At 70.8% G+C, this 17,280-nt stretch carries 13 protein-coding genes; 9 read left to right on the forward strand and 4 right to left on the reverse strand.

All coding sequences use genetic code 11. The features are described 5' to 3' along the window. Window positions 1-321: 321 nt before the first annotated feature. The 3 genes from JK361_RS15630 to JK361_RS15640 all read left to right on the forward strand — a co-directional run bounded on the left by JK361_RS15630 (window position 322) and on the right by JK361_RS15640 (window position 5,474). The gene (locus JK361_RS15630) at window positions 322-1,539 is read left to right on the forward strand and encodes a sensor histidine kinase (protein ID WP_201817873.1); all 1,218 of its coding nucleotides are present in this window, start codon (window positions 322-324) and stop codon (window positions 1,537-1,539) included. Next, the gene (locus tag JK361_RS15635; RefSeq protein WP_201817875.1) at window positions 1,536-2,216 is read left to right on the forward strand and encodes a response regulator; all 681 of its coding nucleotides are present in this window, start codon (window positions 1,536-1,538) and stop codon (window positions 2,214-2,216) included. Before JK361_RS15630 ends, JK361_RS15635 begins: the two co-directional genes overlap by 4 nt. A 156-nt stretch (window positions 2,217-2,372) precedes the next feature. After that, on the forward strand, window positions 2,373-5,474 hold the full coding sequence (locus JK361_RS15640) for an efflux RND transporter permease subunit (RefSeq protein ID WP_201817877.1): 3,102 nt from the start codon (window positions 2,373-2,375) through the stop codon (window positions 5,472-5,474). 301 nt (window positions 5,475-5,775) lie between these two features. Here the strand turns inward: JK361_RS15640 and nadA are convergent, their stop codons facing one another. Beyond that, complete coding sequence (gene nadA / locus JK361_RS15645) at window positions 5,776-6,960, reverse strand: quinolinate synthase NadA (protein WP_201817880.1); 1,185 nt, start codon at window positions 6,958-6,960, stop codon at window positions 5,776-5,778. A gap of 261 nt (window positions 6,961-7,221) precedes the next feature. Here nadA and JK361_RS15650 point away from each other — a divergent pair, with 261 nt between their 5' ends. Then, on the forward strand, window positions 7,222-7,578 hold the full coding sequence (locus tag JK361_RS15650) for an iron-sulfur cluster assembly accessory protein (protein ID WP_030951236.1): 357 nt from the start codon (window positions 7,222-7,224) through the stop codon (window positions 7,576-7,578). A 228-nt stretch (window positions 7,579-7,806) separates the two neighbouring features. On the opposite strand, the gene JK361_RS15655 is transcribed toward JK361_RS15650, so the two are convergent. Both JK361_RS15655 and JK361_RS15660 read right to left on the reverse strand, forming a co-directional pair. Continuing rightward, window positions 7,807-9,357 carry a hypothetical protein gene (locus tag JK361_RS15655; RefSeq protein ID WP_201817882.1) on the reverse strand — a complete coding sequence of 517 codons (1,551 nt, stop codon included), beginning with the start codon at window positions 9,355-9,357 and terminating at the stop codon, window positions 7,807-7,809. Between the two features lie 104 nt (window positions 9,358-9,461). Then, window positions 9,462-9,671 (reverse strand): hypothetical protein, encoded by a 210-nt coding sequence (locus JK361_RS15660; protein ID WP_201817884.1) that lies wholly within the window; start codon window positions 9,669-9,671, stop codon window positions 9,462-9,464. Between the two features lie 130 nt (window positions 9,672-9,801). On the opposite strand from JK361_RS15660, the gene JK361_RS15665 reads away from it, so the two are divergent. Beyond that, window positions 9,802-10,776 carry a carbohydrate kinase family protein gene (locus tag JK361_RS15665; RefSeq protein ID WP_201817887.1) on the forward strand — a complete coding sequence of 325 codons (975 nt, stop codon included), beginning with the start codon at window positions 9,802-9,804 and terminating at the stop codon, window positions 10,774-10,776. 285 nt (window positions 10,777-11,061) lie between these two features. Here the strand turns inward: JK361_RS15665 and JK361_RS15670 are convergent, their stop codons facing one another. Continuing rightward, a complete protein-coding gene (locus JK361_RS15670) occupies window positions 11,062-12,441 on the reverse strand; it encodes a cysteine desulfurase/sulfurtransferase TusA family protein (RefSeq protein WP_201817890.1) in 1,380 nt (459 codons plus the stop codon). A 325-nt stretch (window positions 12,442-12,766) separates the two neighbouring features. Between JK361_RS15670 and ctaC the strand changes: the two genes are divergently transcribed. From ctaC to JK361_RS15690, 4 genes are all read left to right on the forward strand, one after another. Next, the gene (gene ctaC, locus JK361_RS15675; RefSeq protein WP_201817894.1) at window positions 12,767-13,729 is read left to right on the forward strand and encodes an aa3-type cytochrome oxidase subunit II; all 963 of its coding nucleotides are present in this window, start codon (window positions 12,767-12,769) and stop codon (window positions 13,727-13,729) included. Continuing rightward, window positions 13,726-15,456, forward strand: coding sequence for an aa3-type cytochrome oxidase subunit I (gene ctaD / locus JK361_RS15680; RefSeq protein WP_201817908.1), 1,731 nt, complete (start codon window positions 13,726-13,728; stop codon window positions 15,454-15,456). The genes ctaC and ctaD overlap by 4 nt, the downstream gene beginning before the upstream one ends. Beyond that, complete coding sequence (locus JK361_RS15685; RefSeq protein ID WP_184973324.1) at window positions 15,453-15,851, forward strand: cytochrome c oxidase subunit 4; 399 nt, start codon at window positions 15,453-15,455, stop codon at window positions 15,849-15,851. Before ctaD ends, JK361_RS15685 begins: the two co-directional genes overlap by 4 nt. A gap of 163 nt (window positions 15,852-16,014) precedes the next feature. Further along, window positions 16,015-17,274: a L,D-transpeptidase gene (locus JK361_RS15690; RefSeq protein WP_201817910.1), complete on the forward strand. Its 1,260-nt coding sequence runs from the start codon at window positions 16,015-16,017 to the stop codon at window positions 17,272-17,274. The last annotated feature ends 6 nt before the right edge of the window (window positions 17,275-17,280 follow it).

A 17,280-nucleotide genomic window follows, 5' to 3' on the forward strand; every position in this document is an offset into this window, starting at 1 on the left:
GTCGTGCCGCTGGGGCGGCACGGGTGGGCGCAGCGGCACCCCGCCGGCGCGGGCAAGCCACCCCGCCTCCGGCCCGCACCCCGCTCACCTCTCGCCCACCCCCTGTTCCAGCCCGGTCCTGGTCTCGCTCACCTCTCGCCCACCCCCTGTTTAAGCCCGGTCCTGGTCTCGCTCACCTCTCGCGCAGCCCCTGTGCCAGTCCGGTCCCGGTCTCGCTCACCTTTTGCGCAGCCCTGTTCCGGCCCGCCCGGCCCGCCCGGTCCTCGCGCTCGCAGCAGGCGTCTTGCTGTCGGCCCGCTTCCGAACCGTACTGTTCCTACCGTGAGCACTCTCGAGCGCGCCCGGTGCCGCCTCAGGGCCCATCCGCTGGCGCTGGACGCGGCCCTGGCGGCGGGCGTGCTGGTCTGCATGGTCGCCGGTTCCTTCGTCGTGCCCCGCGGCGAGCACGGCGTCACCTGGGGCGTCCGCACCCCCGCCGTCCTCAGCCTCCTCCTCATGGTGGTCGGCGCGGCCGCCCTCGTCTTCCGCCGCCGCGCTCCCCGCACGGTCCTCGCCGTCGCCGGCACGGTCTCCCTGATCGAGCTGGTCACCGGCAACCCGCGCGCCCCGGTCGCGATGTCCGCCGTCGTCGCCCTCTACACCGTCGCCGCGACCACCGACCGCCCCACCACCTGGCGCCTCGGCCTGCTCACCATGACCGTGCTGACGGCCGCCGCCATGCTCGCCGGACCGCTGCCCTGGTACGCCCAGGAAAACCTCGGCGTCCTCGCCTGGACCGGCATCGGCGCCACCGCGGGCGACGCCGTACGCAGCCGCCGCGCGGTCGTCCAGGCCATCAGGGACCGCGCCGAACGCGCCGAACGCACCCGCGAGGAGGAGGCCCGCCGCCGGGTCGCCGAGGAGCGGCTGCGCATCGCCCGCGATCTGCACGACGTCGTCGCCCACCACATCGCCCTGGTGAACGTGCAGGCCGGCGTCGCCGCCCACGTCATGGACAAGCGCCCCGACCAGGCCAAGGAGGCCCTCGCGCACGTCCGCGAGGCCAGCCGCAGCGCGCTGAACGAGCTGCGCGCCACGGTCGGCCTGCTCCGCCAGTCCGGCGACCCCGAGGCACCCACCGAGCCCGCCCCGGGCCTGAGCCGCCTCGAGGACCTGGCCGACACCTTCCGCAGCGCCGGCCTGCCGGTGGCCGTCGCCCGAGCCGACCAGGGCACCGAACTGCCCGCCGCCGTCGACCTGGCCGCCTACCGGATCGTCCAGGAGGCCCTGACCAATGTGCAGAAGCACGCGGGTCCCGAGGCCGAGGCCGAGGTGAGCGTCGTACGCGCCGGACCGAACATCGAGGTCACCGTCCTCGACGACGGCCCGGGGACGACCGGCGCGCCCGAGGCCGGCGGCGGGCACGGACTGCTCGGGATGCGCGAGCGGGTCAGCGCCCTCGGCGGCACCCTGACCACCGGACCCCGCTACGGCGGCGGCTTCCGCGTCCATGCGATCCTGCCGGTCAAGACGACGACGGCCCAGGGGGAACCCGTATGACGATCCGTGTCCTGCTCGCCGACGACCAGGCACTGCTGCGCAGCGCGTTCCGGGTCCTGGTCGACTCCGAGCCCGACATGGAGGTGGTGGGGGAGGCCTCCGACGGTGCGGAAGCGGTCCGGCTGGCCGGGGAGCACCTCCCCGACGTCGTCCTCATGGACATCCGGATGCCCGGCACCGACGGCCTCGCCGCCACCCGCCTGATCAGCGCCGACCCGGCCCTCGCGCAGGTCCGCGTGGTCATCCTGACCACCTTCGAGGTGGACGACTACGTCGTCCAGGCGCTGCGCGCCGGCGCCTCCGGCTTCCTCGGCAAGGGCAGCGAGCCGGAGGAGCTGCTGAACGCCATCCGGGTCGCGGCGGGCGGCGAGGCCCTGCTGTCCCCCACCGCCACCAAAGGACTCATCGCCCGCTTCCTCGCCGGCGGCGACGACGGCGACGGCCCCGACCCCGCCCGTTCCGAGCGGCTCGGCGCGCTCACCGGCAGGGAGCGGGAGGTCCTCGTCCAGGTCGCCGGAGGCCACTCCAACGACGAGATCGCCGAGCGTCTGGCGGTCAGCCCGCTGACGGTGAAGACGCACGTCAACCGGGCCATGGCCAAGCTGGGCGCGCGGGACCGGGCGCAGCTCGTCGTGATCGCGTACGAGTCGGGGCTGGTACGCCCGAGGATGGAGTGACCTCCACCCGCGTGTACTGCGCGGGGAGTAGGGGCCGGATAAGGAAATGGACCTGGGGGCTACGAACCGGCCTTCCGGCATGGCCCAGGGTGGTGGAGTGGGCGCTCACCTGCGTCCCAGCCGCTTCTGCCGCTCACCGAAGAGAGACCCTGATCCATGTCCTGGCTGTCGAGATTCAGCCTCCGGCAACGGGCCCTGGTAGGCCTGATGTCGCTCATCGCGCTCGTCTTCGGGCTGATCGCGATACCCCAGATCAAGCAGCAGCTGCTGCCCACCATCAACCTGCCCATGGTGTCGGTGATCGCGCCGTACCAGGGCGCCTCGCCCGACGTGGTCGAGAAGCAGGTCGTCGAGCCGATCGAGGAGAACCTCGAGGCCGTCGACGGTGTCACCGCAGTCACCTCCACGGCCGCCGAGGGCAACGCCGTGATCATGGCGTCCTTCGACTACGACAACGACACCAAGCAGATCGTCTCCGACGTGCAGCAGGCCGTGAACCGGGCCCGCAACCAGCTCCCGGACGACGTGGACCCGCAGGTCATCTCCGGGTCCACGGACGACATGCCGACCGTCGTCCTCGCCGTCACCTCCGACAAGGACCAGCAGGCCCTCGCCGACCAGCTCGACACGACGGTCGTGCCGGCCCTGAAGGACATCGACGGCGTCGGCCGCGTCCAGGTCATGGGCGTGCGTGACCTCCAGGTCACCGTCACCCCCGACGACGCGAAGCTCGCGAGGGCGGGTCTCACCCCGGCGGCGCTCGGCCAGGCCCTCCAGGCGGGCGGCGCGACCGTCCCGGCCGGTTCCTTCGACGAGGACGGCGCGAACCGCACCGTCCAGGTCGGCGGCGGCTTCACCTCCCTGCGGCAGATCGAGGACCTGATGGTCACCGGCGAGGGCGGGGCGAAGCCCGTGCGCCTCGGTGCCGTGGCCGCCGTCGAGCAGCAGCCGGCCCCGGCGGACTCCATCACCCGCACCGACGGCCGGCCCAGCCTCGCCGTCAACGTGACGATGGACCACGACGGCAGCGCCGTCTCCATCTCCGACGCGGTCAAGGACAAGCTGCCGGGCCTGCGGGGTGACCTCGGTTCCGGCGCGAAGCTCACGGTCGTCAGCGACCAGGGCCCGGCCGTGTCCAAGTCCATCAAGGGCCTGACCACGGAGGGCGCGCTCGGCCTGCTCTTCGCGGTCCTGATCATCCTGGTCTTCCTCGCGTCGGTCCGTTCGACCCTCGTCACGGCGGTATCCATCCCGCTGTCCGTGGTCCTCGCGCTGATCGTGCTGTGGACGCGCGGCCTGTCGCTCAACATGCTCACGCTCGGCGCGCTGACCATCGCCATCGGCCGGGTCGTGGACGACTCGATCGTGGTGCTGGAGAACATCAAGCGGCACCTCGGCTACGGCGAGGAGCGCAGGGAGGCGATCCTCACGGCGGTGCGCGAGGTGGCCGGCGCGGTCACCTCCTCCACCCTCACCACGGTCGCCGTGTTCCTGCCGATCGGCCTGGTCGGCGGCATGGTGGGCGCCCTGTTCGGCTCGTTCAGCATCACGGTGACGGCGGCCCTGCTGGCCTCCCTCCTCGTCTCGCTGACGGTCGTGCCGGTCCTGTCGTACTGGTTCCTGCGCGCCCCGAAGGGCACCCCCGACGACGCGGCGGAGGCCCGCCGCAAGGCCGAGGAGAAGGAGGCGAACAGCCGCCTCCAGCGCGCCTACGTGCCCGTCCTGCGGTTCGCCACCCGGCGCCGCCTCACCAGCGTGCTGATCGCGGTCGTGGTCCTCGTCCTCACGTTCGGCATGGGCGGCCTGCTGAAGACCAACTTCTTCGACCAGGGCGAGCAGGAGGTCCTCACGGTCAAGCAGAAGCTGAGGCCCGGCACCAGCCTGGCCGCCACCGACGCCCAGGCGAAGAAGGTCGAGAAGCTGCTGGCCTCCACCGACGGCGTGAAGGACTACCAGGTCACCGTCGGCTCCTCCGGCTTCATGGCGGCCTTCGGCGGCGGCACCGACACCAACCAGGCGTCGTACCAGGTGATGCTGACGGACTCGGCCTCGTACGACGACGTGCAGCAGCACATCGAGGACGGCCTGGCGAAGCTGAAGGGCATCGGTACGACCACCGTGTCGGCCGGTGACGGCTTCGGCAGCCAGGACCTGAGCGTGGTCGTCAAGGCGTCCGACGCGCGGGTGCTGCGGACGGCTGCGGAGCAGGTCCGCTCCGCGGTCGCCGGCCTCGACCACGTCACCGACGTCAGCAGCGACATGTCGCAGAGCGTGCCGCGGATCTCGGTGAAGGCGAACGCCAAGGCGGCGGCCGACGGGTTCGACGAGCAGAAGCTGGGCGCCGCGGTGGCGCAGGCCGTGCACGGTACGACGGCGGCCAAGGCGGTCCTCGACGACGCCGAGCGGGACGTCGTCGTGCGGTCGGCGAAGCCCGCGACCACGCTGGCCCAGCTGAAGAACCTGCGCCTCGGCCCGGTGAGGCTCGGCGAGATCGCCACGGTGAAGCTGGTGGACGGCCCGGTCTCGATGACCCGGATCGACGGCCGGCGTGCCGCGACCATCACGGCCCGGCCGACGGGTGACAACACCGGCGCGATCAGCGGCAAGCTCCAGTCGAAGATCAAGGCGCTGAAGCTCCCGGCGGGCGCCACGGCCGAGATCGGCGGTGTCAGCTCGGACCAGGACGACGCGTTCAAGAGCCTGGGCCTGGCCATGCTGGCGGCCATCGCGATCGTCTTCATGCTGCTGGTGGCGACCTTCCGGTCGCTGGCCCAGCCGCTGATCCTGCTGGTCTCCATACCCTTCGCGGCGACGGGCGCGATCGGCCTGCTGGTCGCCACCGGCACCCCGATGGGCGTGCCCGCGATGATCGGCATGCTGATGCTGATCGGCATCGTGGTGACCAACGCGATCGTGCTGATCGACCTGATCAACCAGTACCGCGGACAGGGCTACGGCGTGGTCGAGGCCGTGATCGAGGGTGGCCGGCACCGGCTCCGCCCGATCCTGATGACGGCGCTGGCGACCATCTTCGCCCTGCTCCCGATGGCCCTGGGCGTCACCGGCGAGGGCGGCTTCATCGCCCAGCCGCTGGCCGTGGTCGTCATCGGCGGTCTGATCAGCTCGACCCTGCTGACCCTGCTGCTCGTCCCGACGCTCTACGCGATGCTGGAGCTCCGCAAGGAGCGCCGCGCGAAGAAGCGGGCGGCGAAGCGGGACCGCAAGGAAACCCCGAAGCCGGAACCCGTGGGGGTGTAGACCACAGGGCAGGCACGGTCCACCGGGCCCGGTGGACCGTGCCCAGTGGACCGGGCCCGGTGCGGGCCGCCGGGCCTGGTGCGAGCCACCGGGCCCGGGACCCTTAGGGGTGTAGACCACGGGGCGGGCACGGTCCACCGGGCCGGTGCGAGCCACCGGGCCGGTGCGGGCCGATGCGGTCGCCCCGCGGACCGGCCCGCCCCCCGGCAGAGACCCGCACGACCGCACCACACCACCGAGGCCCGCCCGCACAGAGTGCGGGCGGGCCTCGGTGGTGTCCCGGCCGGCTTTCGGCCTGCCGCTACGGCAGCGCCAGCATCCGCTCCAGCGCCAGCTTGGCGAACGCCTCCGTCTCCTTGTCGACCTCGATGCGGTTGACCAGGTTGCCCTCGGCCAGGGACTCCAGGGTCCAGACCAGGTGGGGCAGGTCGATGCGGTTCATCGTCGAGCAGAAGCAGACCGTCTTGTCGAGGAAGACGATCTCCTTGCCCTCGGGGGCGAAACGGTTCGCCAGGCGGCGGACCAGGTTCAGCTCGGTGCCGATGGCCCACTTCGAACCGGCCGGGGCGGCTTCGAGGGCCTTGATGATGTACTCGGTCGAGCCCACGTAGTCCGCCGCGGCCACGACCTCGTGCTTGCACTCGGGGTGGACCAGGACGTTCACGCCCGGGATGCGCTCGCGGACGTCGTTCACCGAGTCCAGGCTGAAGCGGCCGTGGACCGAGCAGTGGCCCCGCCACAGGATCATCTTCGCGGCGCGCAGCTCGTCCGCCGTCAGGCCGCCGTTCGGCTTGTGCGGGTTGTAGACCACGCAGTCGTCCAGGGACATGCCCATGTCGCGGACGGCGGTGTTGCGGCCCAGGTGCTGGTCCGGCAGGAAGAGGACCTTCTCACCCTGCTCGAAGGCCCAGTCGAGGGCGCGCTTGGCGTTGGACGAGGTGCAGATGGTGCCCCCGTGCTTACCGGTGAACGCCTTGATGTCGGCCGAGGAGTTCATGTACGAGACCGGCACGACCTGCTCGGCGATCCCGGCCTCCGTCAGGACGTCCCAGCACTCGGCGACCTGCTCGGCCGTCGCCATGTCGGCCATGGAGCAGCCGGCGGCGAGGTCGGGCAGGACGACCTTCTGGTCGTCGGACGTCAGGATGTCCGCCGACTCGGCCATGAAGTGCACACCGCAGAAGACGATGTACTCGGCCTCCGGGCGCGCGGCTGCGTCCCGGGCCAGCTTGAAGGAGTCGCCCGTGACGTCGGCGAACTGGATGACCTCGTCGCGCTGGTAGTGGTGGCCGAGCACGAAGACCTTGTCGCCGAGCTTCTCCTTGGCCGCGCGGGCGCGCTCGACCAGATCGGGGTCGGAGGGCGACGGCAGGTCACCGGGGCACTCGACGCCCCGCTCGCTCTTCGGGTCGGCCTCACGGCCGAGCAGCAGCAGCGCGAGCGGAGTCGGCTGTACGTCGAGATCCGGGGTCTGGGCGGTGGTCACGTCACGCACCCTTTCTACTTTTCGTCTAACTGACGCTATCTATCATAACCGCTTCACGTCACTTTGACGATGGCCATAGCGTCGATGTGACGTGAATCCCGCCCGGGCCCGCTCCGGGTCGCTGTCCGCCCGACGGGGCATGTGCGAGCATGAGAAAGAAGAAAAAAGCGACAACGCGAATGCCCGGCCCGGAATGAATCCGCGGAAGCGCCGGTTGCACTCGTCGGCAAGCAGTCTCCGTACAACCCGGGAGAGATGTAGATGTCCGTATCGGACGAGACCAGCACCGCCACCGACGGCATCATCCTGAGTGACGCCGCCGCGGCCAAGGTGAAGGCCCTGCTCGACCAGGAAGGCCGCGACGACCTGGCGCTGCGCGTCGCCGTTCAGCCCGGTGGCTGCTCCGGCCTGCGTTACCAGCTCTTCTTCGACGAGCGCTCGCTCGACGGTGACGTCGTCAAGGACTTCGGTGGCGTCAAGGTCGTCACCGACCGCATGAGCGCTCCGTACCTGGGCGGCGCGTCCATCGACTTCGTCGACACGATCGAGAAGCAGGGCTTCACGATCGACAACCCGAACGCGACCGGCTCCTGCGCCTGCGGCGACTCCTTCAGCTGACGGGCTCGGCCGGCGGACCGACGGTCCGGCGGCCCCCACGGTTCGACGAAGGCGGCGGCCCCCACAGCCGGGGCCGCCGCCTTCATGCGTCCGGCGGGAAACCGCCGCGAGCGTGTCCGGCGGGAACGGGCACGGCCGCGCTGACGTGGCCGGAAGCAATCGCGGCCGCGCGGGCGTGGCCGGCGGGAATCAACGCGGCTGCGCGGACGGCGCCGGCGCCGGCGGGAATCAGCGCGGCTGCGCGGACGCGTCCGGCCGCAGCGAGCCCGCCTTCGCCTTCGGGACCGCCTTGCCGTCCGTGCCCACCACCTTCCGCCCGTCCAGCGGCGCGTCCAGCCGCACGGTCTTCACGTACTCCCTGGCGATCAGCACGCACACCTTGTCCGGCCAGGGCGTCTCGGTGACCGTCACCGTCACCCGGTCGCCGCTCTCCCGTGCCGACGTCCGGTAGTCGGCGCACACCCCGCCGAAGAAGCTCAGGTTCAGCGTCCGTCCCTCGGCCGTGTAGGCCGACACCATCACGCTCCGGCTCTTCCCGGGGGCCTTGGAGGGCCGCGACGCCGACGGCGCGGAAGCCGACGGCGCGGAAGCCGACGGCGCGGACGCCGAGGCCAGATAGGCCGGGTCGACCGCCGGATACGTCACCGTGAACCCGTCGGCCGCCCCGGACCCCCGCACCTGGAACAGCCAGGACGGCACCAGCGTCTGCCGTCCGCCGACGGCGTGCGCGGCCAGTCCGAACACCGCCTTGTCGACCGTGACCGTCTGCCCGGCCGGCTTCGGCGCCCCCGTGGACGCGCCGCACGGCTGCTCCAGCCGGTCCTTCAACGGCACCGGGCTGGCACACCCGCCGATACCCATCCGGTGGTCGCCCTTCGTGCCCTTCGCCGCCCCGTTCATCAGCTCCAGCGTCTTCGCGGCGCCCAGCACGGGATACGTGTCGCTCTTCACCGGCGTGCCCAACAACCCGTGCCCGCCCATCAGTTCACCCTTGCGGTCGACCGTCAGACCGGTCGTCCAGCCGTACGTGGGCAGCCCCCCGACCACCGGATCGGCGTTGACCACCCGCTGGGCGCCCATGACCTGGCTCGCGTCGATCTTCGCGTCGTCCAGCCCCGCCGCCTTCAGCACCGGTGCCGCCGCCCGCTCCGCCTCGGCCACGCTCACCGGTGCGCCGGCCGGTGCACCCGGGTCCTGCGTGCAGACGGTCACCTTGCGGCAGTTGTCGGTGCCGGGCGCGTACCGGGAGTACGTCCAGCTGCCCGGCGCGTCCCGGCTCACCTGGAGACTCGGTCCGAAGCCGTCCTTGCCGCCGACCCGCCAGCTTCGCCCCTCGGCCACCGGCGCCCCGTCCAGACCGAGCGCCTTCGCCAGCCGGACCACCTGCTCCCGGCCCACCTCGGCGGCCGGCTCGTACACCGACGCCGAGCCCGGGCCGTCCGGCAGCTCGCCCGCCGCCACGTACCGGGCACCGTAGGGATCCGGCTCACCGGGCGCGATACCGCCGGTGCCGTCGTCCCCCCAGCCGTCCAGCACCAGCGGCGGGGGAGTGGCGTCCCCGCGGGAGGCGGCCGGACCGCCCGTACGGCCGCCCGTGTCGCTGCTCGCGGCGAGGTACGCGCCACCGCCGCCGACCACCAGGACGGCCGCGGCGACGGACACGACGACGGCGGGCGACCGCCGCCGTCCGTCCCGGCCGCCCGCGTCCCCCGCCGTACGCTCTTCGGATGCCTCCGGGACGTCCGCGTTCCCGGAGTTCTCAGGCCGCTCGGTGTTCACCGCATCGCTCCTCGCTGGATCGTGTCCCGCATCCCCTGCGCGGGGGACGCCGATGGGACGCGGGAGGGGAGCGCGCGGTTCCCGGGGAACGCGCCCGGCGCGCCTCAGTCGCCGTAGTCCGACATCGCGTCCAGCAGCCTGGCCGACCGCGTCGGCACGGTCACCCCGTGGATACGGGACGGTGACACCGGCCGGGACGCGGCATGCTCCGGGGCCGCCCAGTGCGGAGCCATCCGTGCGCAGTCGCCGCGCAGGGAGGCGAGACCGCCGTCGAGGTCGGCAGGGGCGGAGGGGGTGGCCCTGAGATTCGTCATGACCGCACCGTAGGCACGGCGAAGCCTGCGAAGAAAGATCTACTATCGGGTAGTTTTGCCAGCTTCAGTGGCGGCCCCCGAGCGGGTAGCGTGAACTGTCAATCCCGCCTCCCGCAGGAGAATCCCCGTCGTGCGCATTGCAGTCACCGGCTCCATCGCCACCGACCACCTCATGACCTTCCCCGGCCGTTTCGCCGACCAGTTCGTCGCGGACCAGCTGCACACGGTTTCGCTCTCCTTCCTGGTCGACAACCTCGACGTCCGCCGCGGCGGCGTCGCCGCCAACATCGCCTTCGGCATGGGCCAGCTCGGCACCGCGCCGATCCTGGTCGGCGCCGCCGGCTTCGACTTCGACGAATACCGGGCCTGGCTCGACCGGCACGGTGTGGACACCGACTCGGTCCGCATCTCCGAGACCCTGCACACCGCCCGCTTCGTGTGCACCACCGACGCCGACCACAACCAGATCGGCTCCTTCTACACGGGCGCGATGAGCGAGGCCCGGCTGATCGAGCTGAAGACCGTCGCCGACCGTGTCGGCGGCCTCGACCTGGTCCTCATCGGCGCCGACGACCCGGAGGCGATGCTCCGCCACACGGAGGAGTGCCGCTCCCGGAACATCCCCTTCGCCGCCGACTTCTCCCAGCAGATCGCCCGGATGGAGGGCGAGGAGATCCGGATACTGCTGGACGGGGCGACGTACCTCTTCTCCAACGAGTACGAGAAGGGCCTGATCGAGTCCAAGACCGGCTGGACCGGCGAGGAGATCCTGGCCAAGGTCGGCCACCGGGTCACCACGCTCGGCTCGCGGGGCGTGCGCATCGAGCGGGCCGGTGAGGACCCGATCGAGGTCGGCTGCCCGGAGGAGGAGCGCAAGGCCGACCCCACGGGTGTCGGCGACGCCTTCCGCGCGGGGTTCCTGTCCGGGCTGGCCTGGGGTGTCCCGCTGGAGCGCGCGGCGCAGGTGGGCTGCATGCTGGCGACGCTCGTCATCGAGACCGTGGGTACGCAGGAGTACCAGCTGCGGCGGGGGCACTTCATGGAGCGGTTCGTGAAGGCGTACGGGGACGAGGCCGGGCAGGAAGTCCAGACCCACCTCCGCTGAGGGGGGCTGCGCCCTGGCCTGAGCCGTTGTCGGGTGCGGGGGGCTGCGCCTTGCCTGAGCCGTTGTCGGGTGCGGGTGCGTGGGGGCTGGTCGCGCAGTTCCCCGCGCCCCTTCGGGGCTGCGCCCCGCGCCCCTTCGGGGGCTGGGCCCCCTGGTCCGCTGCCGTTGTCGGGTGCGGGTGCGTGGGGGCTGGTCGCGCCCGCGCGGCGGAGCCGCATATCGGCCCAGCCCCGTGCCCCTTCGGGGCTGCGCCCCGCGCCCCTTCGGGGGCTGCGCCCCGCCCCCTCAGCTCACCCGGCGTACCAAGTACGCCGTGCCGGCTTCTGTCGGTTCTTCTCCGATGTACTGCTGGCCCCGCATCTCGCACCATGCCGGGATGTCCAGGCGGGCCGCCTCGTCGTCGGAGAGGACCCGTACGATGCCGTCCACCGGGACCTGTCCGATCACCTTGGCCAGCTCGATGACGGGGATCGGGCAGCGCTTGCCCAGGGAGTCGACCAGCAGTTCCCCGGGGCCCGTCCCGGTGGCCGGCGCCGCCGGCGCCCCGAGCTTCTCCCGCACCCCGGCCACCGCCCCCGGCAGCACCTCCAGGAACCGTTCCACGTCCGCCTCCGCCGTGCCCGGGGGCAGGGACACCCGTACGTTCCCCTCGCTCAGCACCCCCATCGCCTTCAGTACATGGCTGGGCGTCAGCGTGCTGCTCGTGCAGGAGGAGCCGGAGGAGACCGAGAAGCCCGCCCGGTCCAGCTCGTGCAGCAGCGCCTCACCGTCGACGTAGAGGCAGGAGAACGTGACGATCCCGGGCAGCCGGTGCTCGGCGTCGCCGACCACCTCCACGTCCGGCACCAGCTCCGGCACCCGCGCCCGGATCCGCTCCGTCAGTTCCCGCAGCCGTACCGCCTCCTGGGCCGCCTCGGCCCGTACCGCGCGCAGCGAGGCCACGGCCGCCACGATCCCCGGGATGTTCTCGAAACCGGGCGCCCGGCCCGACTCCCGCTCGTCCACCGGCCCTTGGGCGGCGAACCGCACCCCCTTGCGGACGACGAGCAGCCCGACACCGGACGGCCCGCCCCACTTGTGCGCGCTGGCCGTCAGCAGCGACCAGTCGCCCCCGACCGGTTCCCAGCCCAGCGTCTGCGCCGCGTCCACCAGCAGCGGCACCCCGGCCGCCCGGCACACCCCGGCCACCTCGGCCACCGGCTGCACGGTGCCGACCTCGTGGTTGGCCGACTGCAGGCACGCCAGCGCGGTGTCGGGGCGGAGGGCCGCGGCGAAGGACGACGGGTCGACGGCCCCGGCCCGGTTCACCGGCACCCGGCCGACGGAGCCGCCCTCCGCCTCGAACACTTCCGCCGAATGGAGTACGGAGGAGTGTTCGACCGCGGACACGATCAGGTGGCGTCCGACCCGGCGCCGACCGGCCAACGCCCCCGCGACGCCCACGTGTACGGCTCGCGTGCCGGACGAGGTGAACACCACCTCGTCGGCCCGGCACCCCACGGCCTCGGCGGCCGCCTCCCGGGCGGCGTCGAGCAGCATCCGGGCCCTGCGCCCCTCCCGGTACAGGCGTGCGGGATCGGCCCAACCCTCGTCCAGGGAGGCCGTCAGGGCCTGACGGGCCACGGGGTGCAGAGGGGCGGCGGACGCGGCGTCGAAGTAGGACACACAGCTACGGTAGAGCCTGCCGAGGGGCAGTCGGCCGCAGGGGCGCGCAGCCGTGCTGACATGCGGCTTCGCCCCTGGCCGCGAGCAACCACACCGCACCTGGGGCCGCAACCCAAACCGCTACAACCCGAGCTATTAGACGCCCAATCCCACCCCGTCGGAGTGAGACGCGGCGCGTATGCCCCCCTCCCCGCGAACCCCCGGAAGGCGTCGGCTAGGGTTTGGTCCGCATAAACATCCAAACCCCTGCCCGACGCAGGGCGGCGACCGACCAGCGAGAAGGCCGCAGCCGACCGCGCGGGCGAGACTCTCGGGAAGGCGCTACGTGAGTCCCAACGGCTCCGACCGCTCGCCGCGGCGCCCGATGCGGCGGAAGCTGCTGCAGGCACTGACCGCGGGCCTGGTCCTGGCGACCGCCACCGGTTGCACATACAAGGACTTCCCCCGCCTTGGCATGCCCACCCCGACCACGGAAGAGGCTCCGCGGATCCTCTCCCTGTGGCAGGGCTCCTGGGCTGCCGCGCTGGCCACCGGCGTGCTGGTGTGGGGCCTGATTCTGTGGAGCACGATCTTCCACCGGCGTAGCCGCACCAAGGTCGAGGTTCCTCCGCAGACCCGGTACAACATGCCGATCGAGGCCCTGTACACGGTGGTCCCGATCATCATCATCTCGGTGCTCTTCTACTTCACGGCACGGGACGAGTCGAAGCTGCTCAGCCTCACCGACAAGAAGCCCGACGTCACGGTCAACGTGGTCGGCTTCCAGTGGAGCTGGGGCTTCAACTACATCGAGAACGTCCCCGGTTCCACCGGCAATGCCAAGACCGACAAGAACCTGGACGCCATTCCGGACCGGTTCAAGAAGGAATTCCCGGCGAACGCCGGCGGCGTCTACGACGTCGGCACGCCCGGCACGCGGAACCCGCAGACGGGCAACCCCGGTCCGACGCTCTGGCTCCCCAAGGGCAAGACGGTCCGCTTCGTCCTGACCTCGCGTGACGTCATCCACTCCTTCTGGGTGGTGCCGTTCCTCATGAAGCAGGACGTCATCCCGGGCCACACCAACGCCTTCCAGGTGACCCCCAACAAGGAGGGCACCTTCCTCGGCAAGTGCGCCGAGCTCTGCGGCGTCGACCACTCCCGGATGCTGTTCAACGTGAAGGTCGTCTCCCCCGAGCGGTACGAGCAGCACCTCAAGGACCTCGCCAAGAAGGGGCAGACCGGTTACATTCCCGCCGGCATCGCGCAGACGAGCCACGAGAAGAACCGGGAGACGAACAACCTGTGAGCATCCTCAACGAACCCCAGGGTGCCGCGGCAGCTGAAGGCTACGCCGACGAGCTGCCGGTCAGGCGCAAGCAGCCCGGCAATGTCGTGGTGAAGTGGCTGACGACCACCGACCACAAGACGATCGGCACGCTGTATCTGGTCACCTCGTTCGCGTTCTTCCTGATCGGCGGCGTGATGGCGCTGCTGATGCGCGCCGAGCTGGCCCGGCCGGGCCTCCAGTTCATGTCGAACGAGCAGTTCAACCAGGCGTTCACGATGCACGGCACGATCATGCTGCTGATGTTCGCGACGCCGCTGTTCGCCGGTTTCGCCAACTGGATCATGCCGCTCCAGATCGGCGCGCCCGACGTGGCGTTCCCGCGGCTGAACATGTTCGCCTACTGGCTCTACCTGTTCGGCTCGACGATCGCGGTGGGCGGCTTCCTCACCCCGGACGGCGCGGCCGACTTCGGCTGGTTCGCCTACTCCCCGCTGTCGGACGCGGTCCGTTCGCCGGGCATCGGCGCCGACATGTGGATCATGGGTCTGGCCTTCTCCGGCTTCGGCACCATCCTCGGCTCGGTCAACTTCATCACCACGATCATCTGCATGCGTGCCCCGGGCATGACCATGTTCCGCATGCCGATCTTCGTGTGGAACGTGCTGCTGACCGCCGTGCTGGTCCTGCTGGCCTTCCCGGTCCTCGCGGCCGCGCTGTTCGCCCTGGAGGCGGACCGCAAGTTCGGTGCCCACGTCTTCGACGCCGCCAACGGCGGAGCCTTGCTGTGGCAACACCTCTTCTGGTTCTTCGGCCATCCAGAGGTGTACATCATCGCGCTGCCGTTCTTCGGCATCATCAGCGAAGTGATCCCGGTGTTCTCCCGCAAGCCGATGTTCGGCTACATGGGCCTGATCGCCGCGACCGTCGCGATCGCCGGCCTGTCCGTGACGGTGTGGGCCCACCACATGTACGTCACCGGTGGTGTGCTGCTGCCGTTCTTCTCCTTCATGACCTTCCTGATCGCCGTACCGACCGGTGTGAAGTTCTTCAACTGGATCGGCACGATGTGGAAGGGCTCGCTGTCCTTCGAGACGCCGATGCTCTGGGCGGTCGGCTTCCTGATCACCTTCACGTTCGGTGGTCTGACCGGTGTCATCCTGGCCTCGCCGCCGATGGACTTCCACGTCTCCGACTCGTACTTCGTGGTGGCGCACTTCCACTACGTGGTCTTCGGAACGGTCGTCTTCGCGATGTTCTCCGGCTTCCACTTCTGGTGGCCGAAGATGACGGGCAAGATGCTCGACGAGCGCCTCGGCAAGATCACCTTCTGGACGCTGTTCGTCGGCTTCCACGGCACGTTCCTCGTCCAGCACTGGCTGGGTGCCGAGGGCATGCCGCGCCGGTACGCCGACTACCTGGCGGCCGACGGCTTCACCGCCCTGAACACGATCTCGACGATCAGCTCCTTCCTGCTCGGCCTGTCGATCCTGCCGTTCCTCTACAACGTGTGGAAGACGGCCAAGTACGGCAAGCCGGTCGGCGTCGACGACCCGTGGGGCTACGGCCGCTCGCTCGAGTGGGCGACCTCCTGCCCGCCGCCCCGGCACAACTTCCTCACCCTGCCGCGGATCCGCAGCGAATCCCCGGCGTTCGACCTGCACCACCCTGAGATCGCCGCGCTCGAGCAGCTCGAGCACGCCGGTCACGGCACCGCCGTCGCGGGCAGCAAGGAGGCCGGCAAGTGAAGATCCAGGGTCGGATGTTCATCTGGCTGAGCGTCTTCATCCTGATCATGGCCATCGTGTATGGCGTGTGGTCGAAGGAGCCTGCCGGTACCACCGCGCTCTTCCTGGCCTTCGGCCTGAGCGTCATGATCGGCTTCTACCTGGGCTTCACCGCCCGGCGGGTCGACGCGGGCGCCCAGGACGACAAGGAGGCCGACGTCGCGGACGACGCGGGCGAGCTGGGCTTCTTCAGCCCGCACAGCTGGCAGCCGCTCATGCTGGGATTCGGCGGCGCGATCGCCTTCCTCAGCATCGCGATCGGCTGGTGGCTGATCTACTTCTCCGCGCCGTTCATCGTGGTCGGCCTGTTCGGCTGGGTGTTCGAGTACTACCACGGCGAGAACCGCACCCAGTAGGGCGCGCGCCGTACGCACCGGGAGCCCGGACCTTCCTGACGGAGGGTCCGGGCTCCCGGCCTTTTCCGGCGGCCCGGGGCGGCTCCGTCCTTCACCGGAACGGCGTTCGCCCGAAAGGATCACTCACCGCGCCGGTAATGTCTTCATCTCATAGCGTGATCATATGAACCACACTGCGCGGACCCGCACCGTCGTCAGCTGCACCCTGCTGGTGACCGCCCTCGGTGCGGGCGTCACCGCTTGCGGTTCGGACGGCAACCCCCTGTCGGCCAGGCCGTACGACGCAGCGGACCTGATCTCCTTCAACGGCCCCACCGAGGGGAAGCGGGCCGACCCGGACAAGCCCCTGGAGGTCACCGCGAACAGCGGTGAGGGCCGCATCACGGACGTCACCGCCCAGGACTCCACAGGGCGTCATGTGACGGGCGAACTCGCCGCCGACGGCAGCCGCTGGCACAGCACCTCCCCGCTGGCCGCCAATGCCCATTACACGGTCACGGTGAGCACCGAGGACGAGGACGGCGCACCCGGCCGCATGGTCCTCACCTTCGACACCAGCAAGCCCACCAGCAGGAAACGCCTGGGCGTCACGTTCGGGCCGGGCACGGGCACGTACGGCGTCGGCCAGCCCGTCACGGCCCAACTCGACCAGGAGATCAAGGACAAGGCGCAGCGCGCCGTCGTGGAGCGTGCCCTGAGGGTGGACTCCGTGCCGGCCGTGCAGGGCTCCTGGTACTGGGTGAGCAACAAGGAACTCCACTACCGCCCCAAGGACTACTGGCCCGCCCACGCCACGATCCAGGTGCACAGCAACCTGGACGGCCTCAGGATCAACGACCGGCTGTGGGGCGGGAAGTCCAAGGCGCTCAGGCTCACCATCGGCGACCGGGTCGAGGTCGTCACGGACGCCGCCGCGCACCAGCTCACGTACTTCAAGAACGGCCGGCAGGTCGAGCAGATCCCGGTCACCACCGGCAAGGCCGGCTTCGAGACCCGCAACGGTGTCAAGGTCGTACTGGAGAAGCAGTACTTCGTACGGATGCGCGGCACCACCGTCGGCATCGCCGAGGGCAGTTCCGACTCCTACGACCTGCCGGTGTACTACGCCACCCGGGTCACCTGGTCCGGCGAGTACGTCCACGCGGCGCCCTGGTCCGTCGGCTCCCAGGGGTACGAGAACGTCAGCCACGGCTGCACCGGGATGAGCACGTCCAACGCCGAGTGGTTCTTCGACAACATCCGGGCCGGCGACATCGTCAAGGTCGTCAACTCCAACGGCGACCCCATGGAGCCCTTCGGCAACGGCTTCGGCGACTGGAACGTCGACTGGACGAAGTGGCGCACGGGCAGCGCCCTGACCGGCGGCACCCCGGACGGCCCGGCGCCCGGGAACGCGGTACGCCTCCAGCCGACGGCCGTGTGACCCACG

It is taken from the genome of Streptomyces musisoli (assembly GCF_016741855.1).
GTDB lineage: Bacteria > Actinomycetota > Actinomycetes > Streptomycetales > Streptomycetaceae > Streptomyces > Streptomyces musisoli.